The organism is Flavobacterium sp. WC2509 (assembly GCF_052683105.1).
Map to the genome: position 1 here is coordinate 3,466,834 of NZ_JBQZFG010000001.1, position 20,534 is coordinate 3,487,367.

A 20,534-nucleotide genomic window follows, 5' to 3' on the forward strand; every position below is an offset into this window, starting at 1 on the left:
AAATGAATGTTCGCTTAGTTATGAATGTTTTTTTAATCACAAATCAAATGAAAAGGAGATTGATAGTTTCGTTATTAAGAATTAAATTGCAATCCAACTATGAAGATTTTTAGTGTTTGTTAAGCCTAATGTGTTAATAATGGTTTAGTTAATTACTAGTAATTAGTTGTTTAAAAAAAAATAATACATTCAAATTTATATTACTAGAAAATGAATAAAATTAAAATTATAGCAAGTTGTTTATTGATTTCTACAAGTATCTTTCAAGGAATTGCACAGCAAAAATTAAAACTTGAATACGATAAACCCGCTACAAATTGGAATGAAGCTTTACCGCTTGGTAATGGTCGTTTGGGAGCTATGGTTTTTGGTAATCCTCAAAAAGAAGAACTTCAGCTAAATGAAGAAACCGTTTGGGCTGGGGAACCAGGTAATAATGTTCCTAAAAATGTATTTTTAAATATAGAAGAAATTAGAAAATTGCTTTTTGAGGGAAAAAATAAAGAAGCTCAAGATTTGGCAAACACTACATTTCCTAGAGTGGCTCCCAAAGATTTAAACTATGGAATGCCTTACCAAACTGTTGGAAGTTTATGGATTGAATTTCCTGGTCATGAGAATTATTCAGAATATAAGAGAGATTTGGATATAGAAAATGCAGTTTCTTCTGTAAGTTATAAAGTAGATGGAGTTACTTATAAAAGAACGCTGTTAACTTCTTTTTCTGATGATATTGTTTTGGTGAAGTTAACTGCTGATAAGAAAAAAAGTATTAGTTTTTCTTTATCAGCAACAAGTCCGCAGGTGTTGAGTAATTTTAGAACTCAAAATAAGAAACTTTTTTTTGAAGGTACAACAGCAAGTGTGGATAATAAAACAGGCAAAGTAAAATTTGTTGGAGAAGCAGTATGTACATTAAAAGGTGGAAACTTAACCGCTACCGCTGATAAGCTAATAATCAAAAATGCTGATGAGGTCATTATTCGTATCGCTATAGCTACCAATTTTAAAAATTACAAAGATCTTTCTGCTGATCCAACCCAAATAACTACTGCTGTTTTAGCGAAAGCATCTAAAAAAAAATATGCGGAATCTTTTCAAAGTCATATAAAGGCTTACCAAAAATACTTTAATCGAGTATCATTGTATTTAGGTGATTCCCCTCAGTCTAATAAAACAACCGATGTGAGGATTAAGGAATTTGCTACTTCTTATGATCCACAATTGGTTGGGCTTTATTTTCAATTCGGAAGGTATTTATTGATTTCGAGTTCACAGCCAGGAAATCAGCCAGCCAATCTTCAGGGAATTTGGAATCATAAATTAAATCCTTCGTGGGATAGTAAGTATACGGTAAATATTAATACCGAAATGAATTATTGGCCAGCTGAGATTACGAATTTGAGTGAATTGCATCAGCCTTTATTTAGTATGCTGAAAGATTTGTCAGTAACTGGAAAAGAAAGCGCATCAGAAATGTATCATGCCCGAGGTTGGAATATGCATCATAATACCGATTTATGGCGCATGACAGGAGTTGTAGATGGTGGATTTTATGGACTTTGGCCAATGGGTGGTGCATGGCTTACACAACATTTGTGGCAACATTATCTTTTTACAGGTGATCGTAAATTTTTAAAGGAATATTATCCTGTTCTTAAAGGTGCTGCTCAATTTTATCTTGATGTACTTCAGGAAGAACCTGAGCATAAATGGCTAGTTGTAGCTCCGTCAATGTCTCCAGAAAATACGTATGAGAAAAGTGTGGGCGTTTCAGCAGGAACAACAATGGATAATCAGTTGGTTTTTGATACTTTTAATAATATTGTTAATGCTTCTAAAATTTTAGAAACAGATAAATCTTTTGCTGATTCAGTATCGGTTGCGTTAAAAAGATTGCCTCCAATGCAAATAGGGCAGTATTCTCAATTGCAGGAATGGCTTCATGATTGGGATAAGCCTAATGACCACCACCGTCATATTTCCCATTTATATGGATTGTTTCCGTCTGGACAAATTTCACCATTTAGAACACCACAACTTATTGAAGCAGCCAAAAACACATTGATTTCAAGAGGAGATGTTTCAACAGGATGGTCTATGGGTTGGAAAGTAAATTGGTGGGCTCGATTATTGGATGGCAATAGAGCTTTTAAATTAATAAAAGATCAATTAAGTCCAGCTCCTTTAGAAATAAAAGGACAATCTGGAGGAACATATCCAAATCTTTTAGATGCTCATCCACCTTTTCAAATTGATGGTAATTTTGGTTGTACAGCAGGAATTACCGAAATGTTGCTGCAAAGTTATGATGGCGCTATTTATCTTCTTCCTGCCTTGCCAGATGATTTTAAAAATGGTAAAGTCACAGGTCTAAAAGCTAGAGGAGGTTTTGAAGTTGCTATTGAATGGGAAAATGGTAAGGCAAAACAACTAACTATAAAATCGACTTTAGGAGGAAACTGTAGACTGCGTATCGCATCAGATGTGAAATTAAAAGGAGAGGCAGAATTAAATATTGCCAAAGGAGAAAATACAAATTCTTTTTACCAAGTAGAAACTATCAAAGAGCCTTTAATTGCTCAAAAAGCAGTTTTAAATGGTTTTAAACTTCCTAATACCCAACTGTATGATTTCAATACTGAAGCTGGAAAAACGTATGTTTTTAAATCAAAATAATTTTTAAAAAGCAACAGTTGATATAATAGATTGTTTCTTGTGATTTATTAATTTAAAATGACTTTTGTTGAATGCTTAAATGATTGTATAAAAAAAAAGACAACCCTTTCGAGTTGTCTTTTGAAATATATAAACTAAGATAAATTAAGCAGTTTTCAATGCTGTAATTTTATCTAAAATAGTATTGAAAGTTGTGCTTGGACGCATCGCTTTGCTAACCAATTCAGGTGTTGGTTGGTAGTAACCACCAATTGTTTGTGCTTTTCCTTGTGCACCAATTAATTCACTATTGATTTTTGCTTCGTTAGCTTCAAATTCAGCAGCAATAGGAGCGAAGATGGCTTTTAATTCAGCATCTTTTGTTTGAGCAGCCAAAGCTTGAGCCCAGTAGAAAGCTAAATAAAAGTGAGAACCTCTATTGTCAATTTGTCCCACTTTACGAGCAGGAGATTTATCAGTAGCCAAGAATTTATCATTAGCTTCATCTAAAGTTTCTGATAAAATAATTGCTTTAGCATTGTCTAATGTTTGTCCTAAATGCTCTAAAGAAGCTCCCAAAGCTAAGAACTCTCCAAGAGAATCCCAACGTAAATAACCTTCTTCAATGAATTGCTCAACGTGTTTTGGAGCTGATCCACCTGCACCAGTTTCGAACAAACCACCACCATTCATTAATGGAACGATAGATAACATTTTTGCTGAAGTTCCAACTTCAAGAATTGGGAACAAATCAGTTAAATAATCACGTAATACGTTACCAGTAACCGAAATAGTATCTAAACCTTTGATGATTCTTTCTAAAGTAAATTCAGTTGCAGCAACTGGATTCAAAATACGAATATCTAAAGCTGATGTGTCATAATCTTTAAGGTATTTTTGAACTTTAACGATTAATTCTCTATCGTGAGCTCTGTTTTCGTCCAACCAGAATACAGCAGGAGTAGCAGATAAACGTGCTCTGTTTACGGCTAGTTTAACCCAGTCCTGAATAGGAGCATCTTTAGCTTGACACATTCTGAAAATGTCATTAGCTTCAACTACTTGTTCCATTAAAACAGTTCCGTTTTGATCTACTACACGAACAACTCCGTCAGCTTTTATTTGGAAAGTTTTGTCATGAGATCCGTATTCTTCTGCTTTTTGAGCCATCAAACCTACGTTAGGAACACTTCCCATTGTAGTTGGGTCAAAAGCACCATGTTTTTTACAAAAATCGATAGTAGCTGTATAAACTCCAGCGTAAGAACGGTCTGGAATAATCGCAATAGTATCTTGTGCTTTTCCTTCTTTATTCCACATTTGACCAGAAGTACGGATCATAGCTGGCATAGAAGCATCTACAATTACATCAGATGGAACGTGTAGGTTAGTAATTCCTTTATCAGAATTTACCATTGCCAAAGCTGGTCCGTTTTCGATAGCTTGTGTAAGTGCAGCTTCAACTTCTGCTTGTTCTGGTTGTCCTGCGATTTTTGCATAAACGTCACCTAAACCATTACGAGTATCGATATTTAATTTTTTGAATAATTCAGCGTATTTTTCAAAAACAGCTGCGAAGAACACTTCAACGATAGCACCAAAAATGATTGGGTCAGAAACTTTCATCATTGTTGCTTTCAAGTGAACTGAAAGTAATACACCTTCTTTTTTAGCTTCAGCGATAGTTTCAGTTACAAAAGCTTTTAAAGCAGTAATGTTTAATACAGAACTGTCAATGATTTCACCAGCTTTCAAAGGAGTACTTGCTTTTAAAACAGTAGTTGTACCATCTTTTGCAACGAATTCGATTTTAGCATCATTTGCTTCAGTAAGTGTAACTGATTTTTCACTTCCGTAAAAGTCACCAGTTGACATCGAAGCTACTTTTGTTTTAGAATCACTTGACCAAGCTCCCATAGAGTGTGGATTCGCTTTTGCGAAATTCTTAACAGCTCTTGGTGCTCTACGATCTGAGTTACCTTCACGTAAAACTGGATTTACAGCAGAACCTAATACTTTAGAATATTTTGCTTTAATTTCCTTTTCAGCATCGTTTTGTGGAGTTTCAGGGAAATTTGGAATTGCATAACCGTGTGATTGTAATTCAGCGATAGCTGCTTTCAATTGCGGTACAGATGCAGAAACGTTTGGTAATTTTATGATATTAGCTTCTGGAGTAGTTGCTAATTTCCCAAGTTCAGATAAAGAATCTTCAATTCTTTGGTCTTCTTTCAAAAACGATGAAAAGTTAGCTAAGATTCTTCCCGCAAGAGAAATATCTCTAGTTTCAATTTCGATATTAGAAGTAGCAGTAAATGCTTGAACAATTGGTAAGAAAGAGTAGGTTGCTAATAAAGGAGCCTCGTCTGTAAGTGTGTAAAAAATTTTAGCTTTTGATGTCATTTTTTTATTTTTTTGATCTAAATCATAAGTTTATAAAAGGCCTTACTAGCAATGAAAACGATTGAGATAAGGCGGGCAAAGATAAGAAATGATGATGTAAAAGTGTTTTAAATTTAATATAAAAAAATAATTTTAAACACATATTCTGTGATATTTTGAATTTGATATTTTTAGTAGTGTTTGATTCTTGAATTATGATTTTTAAGGCCTTAAAATTATCAAAAAAAAAGTCCCAAATTCGATGAGTATCGAAATGGGACTTTAATTTTTAAAGAAAGTAGTAAACTATCTTCTTTTATCTCTAATCTTAGCTTTTTTACCAGTAAGTTGTCTGAAGTAGAAAATTCTAGCTCTACGTACAGCACCTTTCTTGTTGATTTCAATTTTTTGTAAAGCTGGTAAGTTAACTGGGAAGATACGCTCTACTCCAATTGCTCCAGACATTTTACGAATTGTAAAAGTTTCTGTGTTAGCAGAACCTCTTCTTTGAATTACAACACCTTTAAAAAACTGTGTTCTTGTTTTTTCACCCTCTTTAATTTCGTAGTAAACTGTGATTGTGTCTCCAGCTCCGAATACAGGGAATTCTTTTCTTGTTACGAATTCGTCTTGAACGAATTTCAATAAATCTGCCATGATGTTTTTTTATTATGGTTTTTAAAAAGAGCAACATTCACGGATTTCGCCAGAGGTTGGTCTAATGAGGGTGCAAATGTAAAAAATAATTATGAATTCTCGATTATGAATTATAAAATATTTTAAAGGGGTAATTCCTTGGCTAATAGTAGCAAAAAAAAAGAGCTTTTATCTATGAAAAGCTCTTTTGTAATTTGTATTGTAAAAAAAATTAAGGAGTCATTTTTGACAGTTTTACTTTTTGAGTGATTTGAGCGATTTTGTTGTTTGTAGTAGATTTAATATCACTGTATTTGTTTATACCTAGAGACGAAGTCAACGTTTTGTCTCTTATGTCAAATAATTTATCAATCTCCTTATCGCGATCTTCTTTGGATAATTTTTTTTCATCCAAACCAAATAAGTCCAATACTAATTTGTTGTTAGCATTTTCGTAGTATGTTTTTTCGTCTGTACTTAATGCAACACCATACGTTTTATTAAGTTCATTCAATAAGGATTTTCTATTTATTCCTTGGGCAAAAGAAACGCTCGAAATTAAAAGCGTAACAATTAAAGCTACTTTTAGGATTAATTCTTTCATGATTTTATACTTTTTATGGTTATCAAGTAGTGAAACTACTCCTTACGTTTAAAGTATAAATATAAGAAAATTATTCGTTTAATAAGTCAGGTCTTCTGGTTTTTGTGTGTTCGTAGGCAGTATCTTCTCTCCATTTGTCAATTTTAGCAAAATGGCCACTCAATAATACATCGGGAACTTTCCATCCTTTGTAATCGGCTGGGCGAGTGTAAATAGGGCCTGAGAGTAATCCATCTTGAAAACTATCTGTCAAAGCAGATGTTTCATCACTTAATACCCCTGGAATCAATCGGATTAAAGCATCAGATAACACAAGTGCTCCTAATTCTCCTCCAGAAAGCACGTAATCACCTATTGAGATTTCTTTGGTAATAAAATGATCGCGAACGCGTTGATCTACCCCTTTATAATGTCCACATAAGATGATAATGTTTTCATACATCGACATGGTGTTGGCCATTTTTTGATTTAGCGTTTCACCATCGGGAGACATATAAATGATTTCATCGTATGTTCTTTCGCTTTTCAAGTGGGTGATGCAAGCATCAATGGGCTGAACAGTCATAACCATTCCTGCACCGCCACCAAAAGGATAATCATCAACACTTTTTTGTTTATTGGTTGTATAATCTCTTAAATTATGAAAATGAACTTCTACAATTCCTTTGTCTATGGCGCGTTTCATTATCGAAGCTTCAAAAGGGCTTCGTAATAATTCAGGTAATACAGTTATAATATCAATTCTCATGTTGTTTTTTTAAGAAGCGCAAATATAGCGTTTAACAGCAAGGTTCGCAATGATAATTATAATTTACCTTTTAAAAGCGCAATGATGCAAAGCTTAGCGAACTTTGCATAATACTTTGTGAACTTTGCGGTTAAAAAGAAGTTTAACTAAAACTCCATTCCTTATAACTTAACTCTTTTTGAATTTTTTCTTCTATTTTTTCAGATAGTTTCTCATTGAAATCAATACCAGTAATTTGTTCGATTGCTTCGATGGTTTTTGCAAAAGTATATAGTGGAGCATCAGATTTTGCATTGGGAACCAAAAACGGAATCATGACCAACATGTCATTTTCAACTCTGACTACAATTTTAAAAAAATAATCGGGTATCGAAACTTCTTCGTCGCCAATAGTTACTAAATTATCATGTAAAATACTTCCAGTAACTATAAAAAGAGCTTCGTATTTATCCGCCCAATACCTGATTTTCTGTTCCAATCGATTCCATACACCAGCATTAAAATCTCTATTTTGTGGTGCTACATTCGAGGTAAGGAAAGTCTCTCTATACGCTTCTTCCGAAAATTTCATATCAGCTGCAGGCACCAGATGCCCTTTGTCGTAGCCCGTGTCTTTGTAGTTTCTCCAATGTGCCGATTCGGTATCAATCAATGGATCTTGTTTAAAATAAGGTCGCTCGTAATGGTGTTCGTATCGTGATTTACCAGTTAAATAGTAGGCTGCCCATTCTGCTTGTTCGTGTTCTTCAGAATAGGATAAAAAGTAATGTTTATGTCTAATTATACTCATTTAAGGGGCTTTTATTTTATGGTTTGAATACTAAACTCCAAATTGTTTCAAATGATGATCGATGTGAATCCACATTAATTTGTTCCAATCTTCATAAGTCATTTTTCCCCAAAAAGGATGATTCATTACAGTGATTGATTGAGTTCCTTCGGTAAAACGGTTAAAGTTTTTTATCAATTCTGTTTTACTTTCATCAAAATCATATTGTCCTGTAAAAATAAACTCTTTGGCAGTTGGACTGTTTTTTCCAAACCCAGAATTAAAGGCGTTCTTTTTTAATATTCTGCCTAAAAGTCTTAAAACAAAATTGACTTTTACTTGGGTTTCACCAAAAGCGACAATAATAGTTTCATTGGCATGTTTCAGCATTTGATCCACAGACATTTTGCCCCATAATGCTTTTGCTTCAGGTGTAAGTGTATTGATTCGGATTATTATAGATTGATTGTCATCTTTGTCGAATATAGAACTCATCGTTTTTTTGGTTTGAAGTAGTGTAACAAATATAAATTTATTTTTTTCAAATTGTTTTTAATTATTTGTAGATGTATGGTGTTGTTTTTAAAATAATCGTAGGATTTAGATTGTTTGTGATTTTAATGCGTTAAATGATTTTTTTTGTTATTTTTATCATTCACTAATAAATGATTCATTATTATGCAAATTTTTCCCAAACTGCTTTTAATTAATTCATTGTGTTTTGTTTTTTCGCTGCAGGCGCAAACTATAAACGCTCAAAACAATGATGTAAAAATGAAAAACCCACTATTACAAAGAAGTACTTTACAGTATCAGGCACCAGATTTTAGTATTATTAAAGACGAACATTTTAAACCCGCTTTTGAGTACGGTTTAAAAATTCACGATCAGGAGGTTGAAGCCATTGCTAACAATTCTGCTAAACCTACTTTTCAAAATACTGTTTTAGCATTAGAAACCGCTGGAGTAGATTTGAACAGAGCCACAGGTATTTTTTATAATATGACGGGTTCTAATACTAATCCGACCTTGCAGGCTATTGAAGTAGAATATGCTCCTATATTATCAGGTCACAATGATAAAATTTATTTAAACAGTAAACTGTATAATCGTTTTAAAGCAATCGATTTAGATAAATTGAAAAGTGAAGACAAAAAACTGACACAATATTATTTGCAAAAATTTGAATTGGCAGGAGCTAATTTATCTGAAGCGGATAAAGAAAAAATGAAAAGTATCAATAAAGAGTTAGCCAGCTTAAGTACTCTTTTTGGAAACAAACTATTGTTAGCTCGAAAAAATGGAGCTGTTTTATTTGATAATGTTACTGATTTAGATGGATTGAGTGCTGGCGAAATTGAAGCTGCCAAACAAAAAGCCAAAGAAGCAGGATATGAAAATAAATATTTAATCGGTTTATTGAACACAACCCAACAACCTTTGTTGGTTAGTTTAAAAAACCGTGCTACAAGAGAAAAAATATACAAAGCATCATGGTATCGTGCCGAAAAGAATGATGATGGTGATACTCGTGAGACTTTGGAGAGAACAGCAAAACTACGTTTGCAAAAAGCAAATTTGATGGGCAAGAAAAGTTTTGCTGAATGGAAACTACAAGATCAAATGGCAAAAACTCCAGAACCAGCTATGGATTTATTAGCCAAAATTGCAGCTCCAGCTGTTGCTAAAGCCAAAGTAGAAGCTAAAGAAATTCAAGATTTAATTGATTCCCAAAATGCTGGCTTTAAATTAGAAGCTTGGGACTGGAATTTTTATTCCGAACAAGTACGCAAAGCTAAATACGATTTGGACGAAAGTCAAATTAAGCCTTATTTCGAATTGATTACCGTATTAGAAAAAGGAGTGTTCTTTGCCGCTAAGCAAATGTACGGTATCACTTTCAAGGTAAGAAAAGATTTGCCTGTGTACAATCCAGATGTTAAGGTCTATGAAGTTTTTGACGAAAAAGGGACTTCTATCGCTATTTACTATTTGGATTTTTACACACGTGATAATAAAAAGGGAGGTGCCTGGATGAATTCTTTTGTTCGTCAATCACATTATTTAAAGCAAAAACCAGTAATTGTAAATGTTTACAATTTCTCTAAACCAGTAGAAGGAAACCCTTCTTTAATTAGTTTTGATGATGTAAGGACCATGTTCCATGAATTCGGACATACTTTACACGGATTGTTTGCTAATCAGGACTATACGTCATTATCTGGTACAGCTGTGCCAAGGGATTTCGTAGAATTTCCATCTCAAATCAATGAGCATGCGGCATTAGATCCTGTGGTTCTAAAAAATTATGCAATTCATTACCAAACTAAAGAGCCAATTCCACAAACATTAATCGATAAAATTAAGAAAGCCGAAACTTTCAATAAAGGATATGATGTGACCGAAATTTTGGCTGCATCAACGCTTGATATGGCTTGGCACAGTGTTGAAAAAGAATCTGATTTCAAACCTACTTTGATTTTCGAAAAAGAAGCTTTAGAAAAATACGGATTATTGGTAAATGAAGTGCCTCCTCGCTACCACACACCTTATTTTGCCCATATTTGGGGAGGTGGATATTCAGCAGGTTATTACGCATATACTTGGTCCAAAACATTAGATTACAATGCCTACGACTGGATGCAGGCTCATGGTGGTATGACCAGAGAAAATTGTGAGCGATTCAAGAAATACATTTTATCTGTTGGGAACAGTGTCGATTTAAATCAGGCTTTCAAAGAATTCATAGGTCACGATATGCAAATCGAACCGTATTTAAAAAACGCGGGACTATTAACAAAGTAATTTTATAAAATTCAATATAAAGAAATGACATTCGAAAGGATGTCATTTTTTTTTGGAGCTATTTCCTGCTATCCGTTACAATCTTTTTTGAGGCAAAAAAAGCCTCAAAAAAGGATTTTCACTACTATCAGGGCTAGGCATCAGTGGAATTACGAGTTTTAAAAGCTATTTTCGTTTTAAAAGTAATATATGAGAAATTTCGATATATTTACAAACTAGGAGTTTGAGAATAATAGCGCAAAATGAAATGTTAGCTATGACCACACTAAAAAATATTGCTAAAAAATAAATTCACAAAATAAATATTAACATCTATGGAAGATTTAAAATTAAAATTGCAACAATTACATCAAAGAGTTGACTCTTTAAAAGATCAAATAAATACAGAGGAAGCTACAAAAAATGCTTTTGTGATGCCTTTTATTCAAATTCTTGGTTACGATATTTTCAATCCTACAGAAGTAATTCCTGAATTTGTTTGTGATATTGGAACTAAAAAAGGAGAGAAAATAGATTATGTAATAAAAAGAGATGGTGAACCAATTTTAATAATAGAATGTAAAAATTGGAAAGAAAATGTTGATGCTCATAATTCTCAACTTCATAGATATTATCACGTATCAAAATCACGTTTTGGTGTTTTAACAAACGGACATATTTATAATTTTTATGCAGATTTAGAGAAACCAAATATAATGGATGAAAAGCCATTTTTTACTCTAGATATATCAAACTTGAAAGATACAAGTTTAAAAATTTTAGAAAATTTTTCTAAGAATGGATATAATCTTGAAGAAATTTTAGATTCTGCAGAAGGATTGAAATATATAAAAGCAATTAGAAATGAATTTGAAAAAGAAATACAAGAGCCTTCGGACGAAATAGTTCGCATTTTAGTAAACAGATTTTTTAATAAACCTTTGACAGCTCCAAGATTAGTTGCATTTAAAGAATATACTAAAAAAGCATTTTCCAATTCAATAAATGATTCTATAAACTTCAGATTAAAAAATGCTTTAAATATAACTGAAATTGTTCCTTCAAAAACAACTGAACAAATTACAGCAATTGACGAAAATGTTGAAACTCCAAAATTCATCACAACGGAAGAAGAAATTGAAGGTTCTCAAATAATTAAAGCAATTTTAAGAGAAATTTTGCCAGCTTCAAGAATTGCATTTAGAGATACTCAATCATATTTTGGTGTTTTATTAGATGATAATAATCGAAAACCTATTTGTCGTTTACACTTTAATTCATCAAATAAATATATTGAACTTTTCAACAATGGAAAAGATAATGGCGAAAAGAAACTAATATCTTCTTTAGATGAAATTTATAATTATAAAGCTGAATTGTTGACAACAATAAAAAACTACGAATAAAACATAAAATAGTTATAGCTAACTGCTACTACAACAGATTTAAGCATTAAGCTTTAATGGAAAGTTGGTTTTGTATTTGGAGATTTAGTAAATGCGACAAATAGACTGATTTATTCTTAAATTTGCTGTAGTTTCAGAAAGTTATAGTTTTCTAAACATGCCCCAATCCTAATAAAACCGCATGAAATTCCCATTTTACATATTTATAGTATTGTTCTTTAATCAATTGTATTCACAGAAAATTTCTGTACAGACATTGTATAAAAGTGTTCCGCCACAAGAGTTTTCGTTAGAAAAAAATGATTTTGTTTTTGACATAAAAGAAGGAATTCTGTTTAAAAATAACACTAAGGATAATGTTGAAAACAAATATTACATAGAGTTCAAAAAAGAATATTACGATGAAAATAATAATTTTTATTTTGTAGAATACAAAACTGATTTTAAAAAGAACGCTAAGTATTCAGTCGATAAATCAGAGATTGGTCTTTTTACAATTATGTATGATAAAAAAGGCGGAACAGTTTTGACGGTAATTTTGAACTTTTTAAATGCCGACAGCGCTGCTTTATATCTTACTGAAAAAGGAGAAGAATCTCCAAAAGTCAAATCTCTTTTTGAATAAAATGGTAAACAAAGAGGATTTAAAGAAAATAAAAAATCAAATAATAATCATATAAAATAAAAATACAATGCAAAGTTTTGGAGCAAGCAAAGAATTTATAAAAGACGATGAATTCGAATGGGAAGTAGTGGGCGATGGGATTAAGAGAAAAATAATGGGTTATGATGATACGATCATGATGGTGAATGTTCTTTTTGAAAAAGGTGCTATTGGGACACTGCATGAACATTACCATTCGCAAGTGACCAATGTTGCCAAAGGATCATTTGAAGTAACAATCAATAATGTAACAAAAGTGATGACAGCAGGGGATTGTTTTTACATTCCGCCTCATGTAATTCACGGTGTACTTTGTCTAGAAGACGGTTTGTTAATTGATGTTTTTAGTCCTATTCGAGAAGATTTTATGCAGAAAAAAACATACTAAAAGAACCTTTCATTGTAATTTTAACGATGTTTTAAGGTGTTCAAAAAATAAAATTTGGATTAGAATAGTATTTTTGCAGCATGAATTTATCCAAAACAAATGTCCTATTTATGGCAGCCTGTACTGGGCTTATAGTTGCCAATCTGTATTACTGCCAGCCATTGATTGTTTTAATTGCTAAAGAATTTAAAATTCCAGAAGCCTCTGCAGGAACAATAACTTATTTAACTCAAGCGGGATATGCCATTGGTTTGTTTTTTATGGTACCACTTGGCGATAAAATAGAGCGTAAGAAACAAATTTTGATGACTACTTTTGCTTCGGTGATTGCTTTAATTATTGCAGCTACTGCCAAAAGTTTTTTTATTCTACAAATCGCCTCACTGCTTATCGGAATCACATCCATAGTGCCACAACTTATTTTGCCTTTGGCAGCTTCTTTAAGCGCGCCTGAGCAACGTGGGAAAGTGGTAGGAACTATTATGAGTGGATTGCTTTTAGGTATTTTACTTTCCAGAACTTTAAGCGGCTTTATTGGTCAGCTTTTTGGATGGAGATCTATGTTTTGGATTGCTGCGGGAATTTGTCTTTTGATATTCTTTGTCATTCAGAACACATTTCCACAAAACCGACCTCAATTTAAAGGTTCTTATGGACAATTAATTCAATCACTTTTTACGCTGATAAAAACACAACCTGTTTTGAGAGAAGCGACTTTAATCAATGTGTTTTCATTTGCACAATTTGGTGCTTTTTGGACCACAATGGTTTTATTACTTTCTGATGCGCCGTTTCATTTCAATAGTGCTACAATAGGATTGTTTGGTGTGGTAGGAGCTTCCGGAGCTTTGGCGGCGCCATTAGTGGGAAGATTAGGAGATAAAGGAGGTTCTAGAATTGCTGTAGGTTATGGTTGTTTATTGCTTTTAATCAGTTTTGTGGTTTATTACTTTTCGGCAGCAAGCGTAATTGGAATTATTATTGGAATTGTTCTTATGGATGTTGGAATTCAGAGTATTCATATTTCAAATCAAACTCGGGTGTATTCACTTTTGCCAGAAGCCAGAAACCGATTAAATACAGTTTTTATGTCATTTAGCTTTTTAGGAACTGCTGGCGGATCTGCATATGGCTTATTATTGTGGAAGTTGGGCGGTTGGCATGCAGTTACTATTGGCTGTATTGTTTTAGCAATATTGGCATTAGTAGTTTACGGGCTTACTTATAAATCAAAGTCTAAAAAATAGAAAGTGCAAATTGATATAGAATTAATTTGTAAATTTGCGCTTCAATAAAAAAGAAATAAAATGGAAAACGGAATATACGCTAAATTCAATACCGCAAAAGGGTCGATTTTAGTAAAATTAACACACGATTTAACTCCTGGAACTGTAGGTAACTTTGTAGCTCTTGCAGAAGGGAACATGGAAAACAAAGTGAAACCTCAAGGGCAAAAATTCTATGATGGTCTTAATTTTCACAGAGTTATTCCTGATTTTATGATTCAAGGAGGTTGTCCAAAAGGAACTGGTACTGGAGATCCAGGTTATAAATTTGATGATGAGTTTCACCCTTCTTTAAAACATGATAAACCAGGAGTTTTAGCAATGGCTAATTCAGGACCTGGTTCAAACGGTTCTCAATTTTATATTACACACGTACCAACTTCTTGGTTAGATAACAAACATACTGTTTTTGGACATGTAGTTGAAGGACAAGATGTAGTTGATGCTGTTGCTCAAGGGGATTCATTGGATACATTAGAAATCATCAGAGTTGGTGAAGAAGCTCAAAAATGGAATGCTATTGAAGCTTTTATTAGTTTAAAAGGAGCTCGTATGAAAAAAGAAGCTGCTGCAAAAGCTGAATCAGAAGCAAAAATGGAAACATTAGCTGCTGGTTTTGAAAAAACAGAAAGCGGTTTGCGTTACCAATTCATCCAAAGAGGTTCTGGTAAAAAAGCAGAAAGCGGAAAAACAGTTGCTGTTCATTATGAAGGTTCATTAGAAAGCGGTAAAGTTTTTGATTCTTCTTATCCAAGAAAAAAACCAATCGAATTTAGATTAGGTCAAGGACAGGTAATCGAAGGTTGGGACGAAGGTATTGCTTTGTTGCAAGTTGGAGATAAAGCTCGTTTTGTGATTCCATCTGATTTAGGATACGGACCAGCAGGTGCAGGCGGAGTTATTCCACCAAATGCTATCTTGATTTTCGACGTTGAATTGATGGACGTAAAATAATAATATTTGGTACAGACGTTGCATTGCAACGTCTTTACAGGAATATAAATAGGAAATCCCAAAACGGTAACGTTTTGGGATTTTTTTGTTTTTAACTTAGTATCTTAGTCACTTAGAATTTTAGTAGCTTAATAAAATATGGATTTAACTTGGTCAGAATTTGAAAGAGTAGAAATGCGAGTGGGAACGATACTCAAAGTCAATGATTTTCCCGAAGCCAAAAAGCCCGCTTTTCAACTCACAATTGATTTTGGAGCCGTTATCGGTATCCGAAAAACATCGGCACAAATAACAAAACGATATACCGAAGAAACTTTATTAGGAAGGCAAATCGTAGCCGTAGTCAATTTTCCCAAAAAGCAAATTGGAAAGTTTATGAGTGAGTGTTTGGTACTTGGCGCAGTAGGCGAGGAGGGAGACGTGATTTTATTAGCTCCCGATTTCAAAATAGAAAATGGATTGAGAATTGGGTAGTATTATGAAAATATAGCTATCAATTTATAATTTTATAGACAACTCCAAATGTCCTCCCAAGCCAAGTTCAACTATTTTTTGAAGCGTTGAGAATCTTGCTTCTTTCACATTGTTTTCAATTTTTGAAATATAAGATTTTGTTGTTCCAGATTTTACTGCGAGTTCTTCTTGAGTTAATCCTTTTTGAAGTCTTGCCTCGTGAATCATCGCACCTATTTTGAAATTCTCATAACCTGCATCCAATTCATCACGTTTTTCTGTTCCAACTTTCCCGTAATGTTTATCTTTAAATTGGTCTAGTGTATTGATATTTTTATTTGTCGCTTTCATATTCGTTTTTAATTTTAATAGCTTTTTCAATTTCGTTTTTTGGAGTCTTTTGCGTTTTCTTTTGAAACCCATTAGCCAGAATCACCAATTTTCCATCATCGAAAAAACAAAATATTCTAAAAATGTCGCTTCCTTGCTGAATTCTAATTTCAAATAGTCCGTTTGTGTTTTCTATGTGTTTAAGATAAATTTCGGGTATTCGATCTAATTCTTCTATCAATTCTAACGTCCAAATAATTTTTGCCTTGACTTTCTCACGCTGTTTTACGAAGAATTCCTCAAAATAGTCTTTGTAAAAAAATATTGTACGCTGTTTTGTCATAATACAAAGATATATAAGTTGCTCTAAAGTGAAACTTACTTGTTAAACTTTTTTTATTGTTTAATTCGTGTTGAAAATTTAGGCGATAATAGTTTATCTCTCAATAGGCAAATCACTCGGACCCCATTCCGTCCAGGAACCATCATAAACCGCTTTTGGATTATCGGAAATCAATTCAGTTGCCAATAAAACAATGCAGGCTGTAATACCAGAACCGCAGGTAAACAATAAAGGTTGATCGTTAAGGTTTAGGATGTCTTTTAATTCTTCGTTTGATTTGAATTTTCCGTCTTGTTGTAGTTCGGTGAAAGGAGTGTTTACGGATCCAGGAATATGTCCGCTTCTCATTCCCGCTCTCGGTTCTTCGTGAATAGCATGGAATCTATCGGCAGATCTGGCATCCATAAGAACAGCTTCTTTGGTTGTGATATTCTCCAGAATCTGTTCTTTGTTTTTAATTAATTCAGGCTGAAATTTGGCTTCAAAATCCCCTTTTGGGTAGATAGTTGTTTGCTGTTGCTTTTCCGTTGGAAATCCTTCTTTAATCCATTCTGGAAGTCCACCATCCAAAACATAAACTTCAGTATGTCCCATCGCTTTAAACATCCACCAGGCTCTTGGGCTGGAATAAATTCCTAAAGTGTCATAAACTACAATAGTGCTGTTCGAGTTGATACCTAATTTTTGGGATTCGGCAGTGAATTGCTCTTCCGAAGGAAAAGTATTTGGTAAAGGATTACTAGTGTCGCTAAAATTATTTTTAATGTCAAATAGACGAGCTCCTTTTATTTGCAAATCAGGGTTTTGATTTTCCAGATTAGATTGGTTTTGTTCTAGTCTTGCTTCAAGTATAATTAAATTTGAATCATTTAAATGTTCTTGTAACCAAGATGCAGAAACTATTGGATTTACCATTTTTAAAGGTTTGTTTTTGTGATTAATTGTTGTAATATTATTTGGCCATCTTCCCAATATTCTAGATCAGAATCAGAATTGATGTGTCCTTGTTGCCCGACGCTTACAAAATCACTTCCCCAATTTTTTGCAAAATATTTTTTTCTTTCAAATGAAGCGTAAGGATCATTTTCGCTGGCAACAACTATGGATGGAAATGGTAATTCGTAGATGGGCATTGGTGAAAAATTCCTAACACATTCGGGTGTATGATCCGGTGAGTCAACATCGGCTGGAGCGACTAATAAAGCGCCAATAATATTTTTATTTGAATTTGTCTTCGCCCAATGCAATACTAATGAAACAGCCAGACTATGTGCTACTAGGATTGTCGGATTAGTGAGTTTTGAAATCTCTTCGTTTAACCGGTTAATCCATTCTTCGCGAATTGGTTCGTCCCAATTGTCTTGAACTAGACGAATAGAATTTTTGAATTTCTCGTGCCAAAAAGTTTGCCAGTGTTTCTCTCCTGAATTTCCAAGTCCGGGTAAAATTAATAGTTGTGTGTCCATTGCCGTGGATTTTTATTGTATTTGTTTTTTTGGTTTATAATTTAAAGCCATAAAAATACAGATTTTTTTATACGTTCCTAGTATTGGTTCTTATGAAAAAGTAAAGTTGTAGAATAGCCCCGATAGAAGTGAAAATCCTCCCGATTTTTTTTTCGGGAGATTGTAACGGATAGCGGGACTGAATTTAATGAAATGCAGTATAGTTTTGCTCCAAAAAAAAAATCCATCAACACTGAGCTGATGGATTTTCTATATTTGAATGTACTACTAAAAATTATGCGTCCAAATCTACTTTAGTTCTAGAAGCAATTTCTTTGTAAGTGCCGTTTACTAATTTCTCACGGATCGCTTCAAAAGCAGTAAGTGTTTGAGCAATATCATCAAATGTGTGAGAAGCGGTTGGGATAACACGCAATAAAATCATTCCTTTTGGAATAACCGGATAAATTACGATTGACAAGAAAATACCGTAGTTTTCTCTTAAGTCATTTACCATTACCATTGCTTCTGGTACACTTCCTTCAAGATAAACTGGCGTAACACAAGTGTTTGTGTCTCCAATATTAAATCCTTTGCTTCTCAAACCGTTTTGTAAAGTGTTTACGTTTTCCCATAATTTGTCTTTCAATCCTGGGTTATCACGCAACAATTGCAGACGTTTCAATGAACCGATAGTTTGAATCATCGGTAATGCTTTTGCAAACATTTGAGAACGCAAGTTGTATTTTAAGTAGTCGATAATGTCTTTGTCGGCAGCCACAAAAGCACCGATGTTTGCCATTGATTTTGCAAACGTAGAGAAGTAAACATCGATTCCGTCTTGGCAATTTTGCTCTTCACCTGCTCCGGCTCCTGTTTTTCCAAGTGTTCCAAAACCGTGCGCATCGTCAACTAGCAAACGGAAATTGTACTTTTCTTTCATTGCCACAATCTCTTTCAGTTTTCCTTGTTGCCCGCGCATTCCAAAAACACCTTCGGTAATAAAAAGAATTCCTCCTCCTTGTTCAGTAGCTAATTTTGTAGCACGCTGCAGGTTTTTCTCCATACTTTCGATGTCGTTGTGCTTGTATGTAAAACGTTTTCCGCTATGCAAACGAACTCCGTCAATAATACAAGCGTGACCATCAACATCATATACAATCACATCATTTCTAGTTACCAATGCATCAATAATAGACACCATTCCTTGGTAACCAAAATTCAATAAATAAGCCGATTCTTTCATAACGAAAGCAGCCAATTCATTCTCTAATTGTTCGTGATATTTAGTGTGTCCGCTCATCATACGCGCACCCATTGGGGCAGCAGCACCATATTCGATAGCCGCATCCGCATCTGCTTTACGCACTTCAGGATGGTTAGCCAAACCTAAATAATCGTTCAAACTCCAGTTCAAAACCTCTTTTCCTTGAAACTTCATTCTTGGTCCTAAATCTCCTTCTAATTTTGGGAAAACAAAATAACCTTCTGCTTGTGAAGCCCATTTTCCTAAAGGCCCTTTATTGTTCTGAATTCTTTCGAATAAATCTTTTACCATAATATATATCTGTACTACTATTAATTTTAAGAAGTTGCAAAAATAATTATTTATAATGTATTACCATATCGAAAGCAAATTTATTTTTCGGGAGCAATTCCTGCTGTACATTACAAGCTCTCCGTCATAAACCTTTTTTTCTATTGTGCCGCAAGGAGCTTCCTCCAGTCGCTCTTGCACCACAAGAAAAAATAGGTTTATTCCATCGAGGCTTTCCATTTCCATCAGGGCTAGGGCAGTAGTTTTCATAATAAACTTTGTATCTTTGGATATAAAACCTGTTATTTTAAATTCATGTCACAAACCATAAAAGAATTAAAACTCGCTGTACTTATTGATGCCGACAACGTTCCTTACAGCAATGTCAAAGGAATGATGGAAGAAATAGCCAAATTTGGTACTCCAACCACCAAACGTATTTATGCCGATTGGACCAAACCAAATGCTAACGGCTGGAAAAACGTTTTATTAGAACACGCTATTACTCCAATACAGCAATACAGCTATACCGTTGGCAAAAATTCCTCAGATTCAGCTTTAATTATTGATGCGATGGATTTATTATATTCTGGAAAATTGGATGGTTTTTGTATCGTTTCCAGTGATAGTGATTTTACCAGATTAGCAATTCGATTAAGAGAATCGGGTATGAAAGTGATAGGAATCGGGGAGCAAAAAACTCCAAAACCTTTTATCAGCGCTTGTGATCGATTTATCTTTATCGAAGTTTTGGATGGAGCCATCAAAAAAACTCGAAAAATAGCTAACGTTCAAAATAAATCCCTAAAACCAACTGTAACTCCTGTAGCTGAATCTAAAAAAACTGTAGAGAAAGAAGCTCCTAGCAAAATCGACAACCAAACTATCGAACTTATTGAAGATACTCTTGATGCAATTGGCGATGAAGATGGCTGGGCTTTTCTTGGTGATGTGGGAAACCTTATCGTAAAGAAAAAACCCGAATTCGACCCAAGAAATTATGGCTTTTCAAAACTAACACCCATGTTGAAATCCCTTACCGACATTCTCGAAATCGACGAAAGAGAATCGGATAAAAAAGGAATCAAACATGTCTATGTACGTTTGCGCTTCGCATAAGAATTAAGAAAACAAATCATAAAACTTA

21 protein-coding genes are annotated in these 20,534 nt (G+C 33.7%); 9 read left to right on the forward strand and 12 right to left on the reverse strand.

Features of this window, described 5'->3' with window-relative positions; translation table 11 throughout:
* The first annotated feature begins 210 nt into the window (after positions 1 to 210).
* Positions 211 to 2,679, forward strand: coding sequence for a glycoside hydrolase family 95 protein (locus tag ACUN3A_RS14475; protein WP_445551988.1), 2,469 nt, complete (start codon positions 211 to 213; stop codon positions 2,677 to 2,679).
* Between the two features lie 144 nt (positions 2,680 to 2,823).
* On the opposite strand, the gene ACUN3A_RS14480 is transcribed toward ACUN3A_RS14475, so the two are convergent.
* From ACUN3A_RS14480 to ACUN3A_RS14505, 6 genes are all read right to left on the reverse strand, one after another.
* A complete protein-coding gene (locus ACUN3A_RS14480; RefSeq protein WP_445551989.1) occupies positions 2,824 to 5,061 on the reverse strand; it encodes an NADP-dependent isocitrate dehydrogenase in 2,238 nt (745 codons plus the stop codon).
* A 285-nt stretch (positions 5,062 to 5,346) separates the two neighbouring features.
* Entirely contained in the window at positions 5,347 to 5,697 is a 351-nt protein-coding gene (gene rplS, locus ACUN3A_RS14485) for a 50S ribosomal protein L19 (RefSeq protein ID WP_445551990.1), read from the reverse strand.
* A gap of 211 nt (positions 5,698 to 5,908) precedes the next feature.
* A complete protein-coding gene (locus tag ACUN3A_RS14490; RefSeq protein WP_445551991.1) occupies positions 5,909 to 6,280 on the reverse strand; it encodes a hypothetical protein in 372 nt (123 codons plus the stop codon).
* Positions 6,281 to 6,350: 70 nt separating this feature from the next.
* Positions 6,351 to 7,028: a tRNA (guanosine(37)-N1)-methyltransferase TrmD gene (gene trmD, locus ACUN3A_RS14495; protein ID WP_445551992.1), complete on the reverse strand. Its 678-nt coding sequence runs from the start codon at positions 7,026 to 7,028 to the stop codon at positions 6,351 to 6,353.
* Between the two features lie 142 nt (positions 7,029 to 7,170).
* The gene (locus ACUN3A_RS14500; protein WP_445551993.1) at positions 7,171 to 7,818 is read right to left on the reverse strand and encodes a DNA/RNA non-specific endonuclease; all 648 of its coding nucleotides are present in this window, start codon (positions 7,816 to 7,818) and stop codon (positions 7,171 to 7,173) included.
* Positions 7,819 to 7,848: 30 nt separating this feature from the next.
* A complete protein-coding gene (locus ACUN3A_RS14505) occupies positions 7,849 to 8,292 on the reverse strand; it encodes a DUF1569 domain-containing protein (protein WP_445551994.1) in 444 nt (147 codons plus the stop codon).
* Positions 8,293 to 8,571: 279 nt separating this feature from the next.
* On the opposite strand from ACUN3A_RS14505, the gene ACUN3A_RS14510 reads away from it, so the two are divergent.
* From ACUN3A_RS14510 to ACUN3A_RS14540, 7 genes are all read left to right on the forward strand, one after another.
* Positions 8,572 to 10,602, forward strand: a complete 2,031-nt coding sequence (locus tag ACUN3A_RS14510; RefSeq protein WP_445551995.1) for a M3 family metallopeptidase — start codon at positions 8,572 to 8,574, stop codon at positions 10,600 to 10,602.
* A 314-nt stretch (positions 10,603 to 10,916) separates the two neighbouring features.
* Positions 10,917 to 11,987, forward strand: a complete 1,071-nt coding sequence (locus ACUN3A_RS14515; protein ID WP_445551996.1) for a type I restriction endonuclease — start codon at positions 10,917 to 10,919, stop codon at positions 11,985 to 11,987.
* Positions 11,988 to 12,168: 181 nt separating this feature from the next.
* Entirely contained in the window at positions 12,169 to 12,612 is a 444-nt protein-coding gene (locus tag ACUN3A_RS14520; RefSeq protein WP_445551997.1) for a hypothetical protein, read from the forward strand.
* A gap of 67 nt (positions 12,613 to 12,679) precedes the next feature.
* Positions 12,680 to 13,039 (forward strand): cupin domain-containing protein, encoded by a 360-nt coding sequence (locus tag ACUN3A_RS14525; protein ID WP_445551998.1) that lies wholly within the window; start codon positions 12,680 to 12,682, stop codon positions 13,037 to 13,039.
* A 110-nt stretch (positions 13,040 to 13,149) separates the two neighbouring features.
* Complete coding sequence (locus tag ACUN3A_RS14530; RefSeq protein WP_445551999.1) at positions 13,150 to 14,286, forward strand: MFS transporter; 1,137 nt, start codon at positions 13,150 to 13,152, stop codon at positions 14,284 to 14,286.
* 60 nt (positions 14,287 to 14,346) lie between these two features.
* Positions 14,347 to 15,279, forward strand: coding sequence for a peptidylprolyl isomerase (locus ACUN3A_RS14535; RefSeq protein ID WP_445552000.1), 933 nt, complete (start codon positions 14,347 to 14,349; stop codon positions 15,277 to 15,279).
* A gap of 138 nt (positions 15,280 to 15,417) precedes the next feature.
* On the forward strand, positions 15,418 to 15,753 hold the full coding sequence (locus ACUN3A_RS14540; RefSeq protein WP_445552001.1) for a tRNA-binding protein: 336 nt from the start codon (positions 15,418 to 15,420) through the stop codon (positions 15,751 to 15,753).
* Positions 15,754 to 15,777: 24 nt separating this feature from the next.
* Here ACUN3A_RS14540 and ACUN3A_RS14545 read toward each other — a convergent pair whose 3' ends face one another.
* The 6 genes from ACUN3A_RS14545 to ACUN3A_RS14570 all read right to left on the reverse strand — a co-directional run bounded on the left by ACUN3A_RS14545 (position 15,778) and on the right by ACUN3A_RS14570 (position 19,657).
* Positions 15,778 to 16,083: a helix-turn-helix domain-containing protein gene (locus ACUN3A_RS14545; RefSeq protein ID WP_445552002.1), complete on the reverse strand. Its 306-nt coding sequence runs from the start codon at positions 16,081 to 16,083 to the stop codon at positions 15,778 to 15,780.
* A complete protein-coding gene (locus tag ACUN3A_RS14550; protein ID WP_445552003.1) occupies positions 16,067 to 16,405 on the reverse strand; it encodes a type II toxin-antitoxin system RelE/ParE family toxin in 339 nt (112 codons plus the stop codon). Before ACUN3A_RS14550 ends, ACUN3A_RS14545 begins: the two co-directional genes overlap by 17 nt.
* Positions 16,406 to 16,498: 93 nt before the next feature.
* The gene (locus tag ACUN3A_RS14555; RefSeq protein ID WP_445552004.1) at positions 16,499 to 17,320 is read right to left on the reverse strand and encodes a sulfurtransferase; all 822 of its coding nucleotides are present in this window, start codon (positions 17,318 to 17,320) and stop codon (positions 16,499 to 16,501) included.
* 2 nt (positions 17,321 to 17,322) lie between these two features.
* Positions 17,323 to 17,871: an RBBP9/YdeN family alpha/beta hydrolase gene (locus ACUN3A_RS14560; protein WP_445552005.1), complete on the reverse strand. Its 549-nt coding sequence runs from the start codon at positions 17,869 to 17,871 to the stop codon at positions 17,323 to 17,325.
* A 274-nt stretch (positions 17,872 to 18,145) separates the two neighbouring features.
* On the reverse strand, positions 18,146 to 19,408 hold the full coding sequence (locus ACUN3A_RS14565; RefSeq protein WP_445552006.1) for an aminotransferase class I/II-fold pyridoxal phosphate-dependent enzyme: 1,263 nt from the start codon (positions 19,406 to 19,408) through the stop codon (positions 18,146 to 18,148).
* A 60-nt stretch (positions 19,409 to 19,468) separates the two neighbouring features.
* On the reverse strand, positions 19,469 to 19,657 hold the full coding sequence (locus tag ACUN3A_RS14570) for a hypothetical protein (RefSeq protein WP_445552007.1): 189 nt from the start codon (positions 19,655 to 19,657) through the stop codon (positions 19,469 to 19,471).
* A 45-nt stretch (positions 19,658 to 19,702) separates the two neighbouring features.
* On the opposite strand from ACUN3A_RS14570, the gene ACUN3A_RS14575 reads away from it, so the two are divergent.
* Entirely contained in the window at positions 19,703 to 20,506 is an 804-nt protein-coding gene (locus ACUN3A_RS14575; RefSeq protein WP_445552008.1) for an NYN domain-containing protein, read from the forward strand.
* Positions 20,507 to 20,534 lie beyond the last annotated feature (28 nt).

Bases quoted from the DNA above. Each gene is read 5' to 3' on its own strand.
- ACUN3A_RS14475 (WP_445551988.1), top strand. From the start codon at position 211: ATGAATAAAATTAAAATTATAGCAAGTTGTTTATTGATTTCTACAAGT.
- ACUN3A_RS14480 (WP_445551989.1), bottom strand. From the start codon at position 5,061: ATGACATCAAAAGCTAAAATTTTTTACACACTTACAGACGAGGCTCCT.
- rplS (WP_445551990.1), bottom strand. From the start codon at position 5,697: ATGGCAGATTTATTGAAATTCGTTCAAGACGAATTCGTAACAAGAAAA.
- ACUN3A_RS14490 (WP_445551991.1), bottom strand. From the start codon at position 6,280: ATGAAAGAATTAATCCTAAAAGTAGCTTTAATTGTTACGCTTTTAATT.
- trmD (WP_445551992.1), bottom strand. From the start codon at position 7,028: ATGAGAATTGATATTATAACTGTATTACCTGAATTATTACGAAGCCCT.
- ACUN3A_RS14500 (WP_445551993.1), bottom strand. From the start codon at position 7,818: ATGAGTATAATTAGACATAAACATTACTTTTTATCCTATTCTGAAGAA.
- ACUN3A_RS14505 (WP_445551994.1), bottom strand. From the start codon at position 8,292: ATGAGTTCTATATTCGACAAAGATGACAATCAATCTATAATAATCCGA.
- ACUN3A_RS14510 (WP_445551995.1), top strand. From the start codon at position 8,572: ATGAAAAACCCACTATTACAAAGAAGTACTTTACAGTATCAGGCACCA.
- ACUN3A_RS14515 (WP_445551996.1), top strand. From the start codon at position 10,917: ATGGAAGATTTAAAATTAAAATTGCAACAATTACATCAAAGAGTTGAC.
- ACUN3A_RS14520 (WP_445551997.1), top strand. From the start codon at position 12,169: ATGAAATTCCCATTTTACATATTTATAGTATTGTTCTTTAATCAATTG.
- ACUN3A_RS14525 (WP_445551998.1), top strand. From the start codon at position 12,680: ATGCAAAGTTTTGGAGCAAGCAAAGAATTTATAAAAGACGATGAATTC.
- ACUN3A_RS14530 (WP_445551999.1), top strand. From the start codon at position 13,150: ATGGCAGCCTGTACTGGGCTTATAGTTGCCAATCTGTATTACTGCCAG.
- ACUN3A_RS14535 (WP_445552000.1), top strand. From the start codon at position 14,347: ATGGAAAACGGAATATACGCTAAATTCAATACCGCAAAAGGGTCGATT.
- ACUN3A_RS14540 (WP_445552001.1), top strand. From the start codon at position 15,418: ATGGATTTAACTTGGTCAGAATTTGAAAGAGTAGAAATGCGAGTGGGA.
- ACUN3A_RS14545 (WP_445552002.1), bottom strand. From the start codon at position 16,083: ATGAAAGCGACAAATAAAAATATCAATACACTAGACCAATTTAAAGAT.
- ACUN3A_RS14550 (WP_445552003.1), bottom strand. From the start codon at position 16,405: ATGACAAAACAGCGTACAATATTTTTTTACAAAGACTATTTTGAGGAA.
- ACUN3A_RS14555 (WP_445552004.1), bottom strand. From the start codon at position 17,320: ATGGTAAATCCAATAGTTTCTGCATCTTGGTTACAAGAACATTTAAAT.
- ACUN3A_RS14560 (WP_445552005.1), bottom strand. From the start codon at position 17,871: ATGGACACACAACTATTAATTTTACCCGGACTTGGAAATTCAGGAGAG.
- ACUN3A_RS14565 (WP_445552006.1), bottom strand. From the start codon at position 19,408: ATGGTAAAAGATTTATTCGAAAGAATTCAGAACAATAAAGGGCCTTTA.
- ACUN3A_RS14570 (WP_445552007.1), bottom strand. From the start codon at position 19,657: ATGAAAACTACTGCCCTAGCCCTGATGGAAATGGAAAGCCTCGATGGA.
- ACUN3A_RS14575 (WP_445552008.1), top strand. From the start codon at position 19,703: ATGTCACAAACCATAAAAGAATTAAAACTCGCTGTACTTATTGATGCC.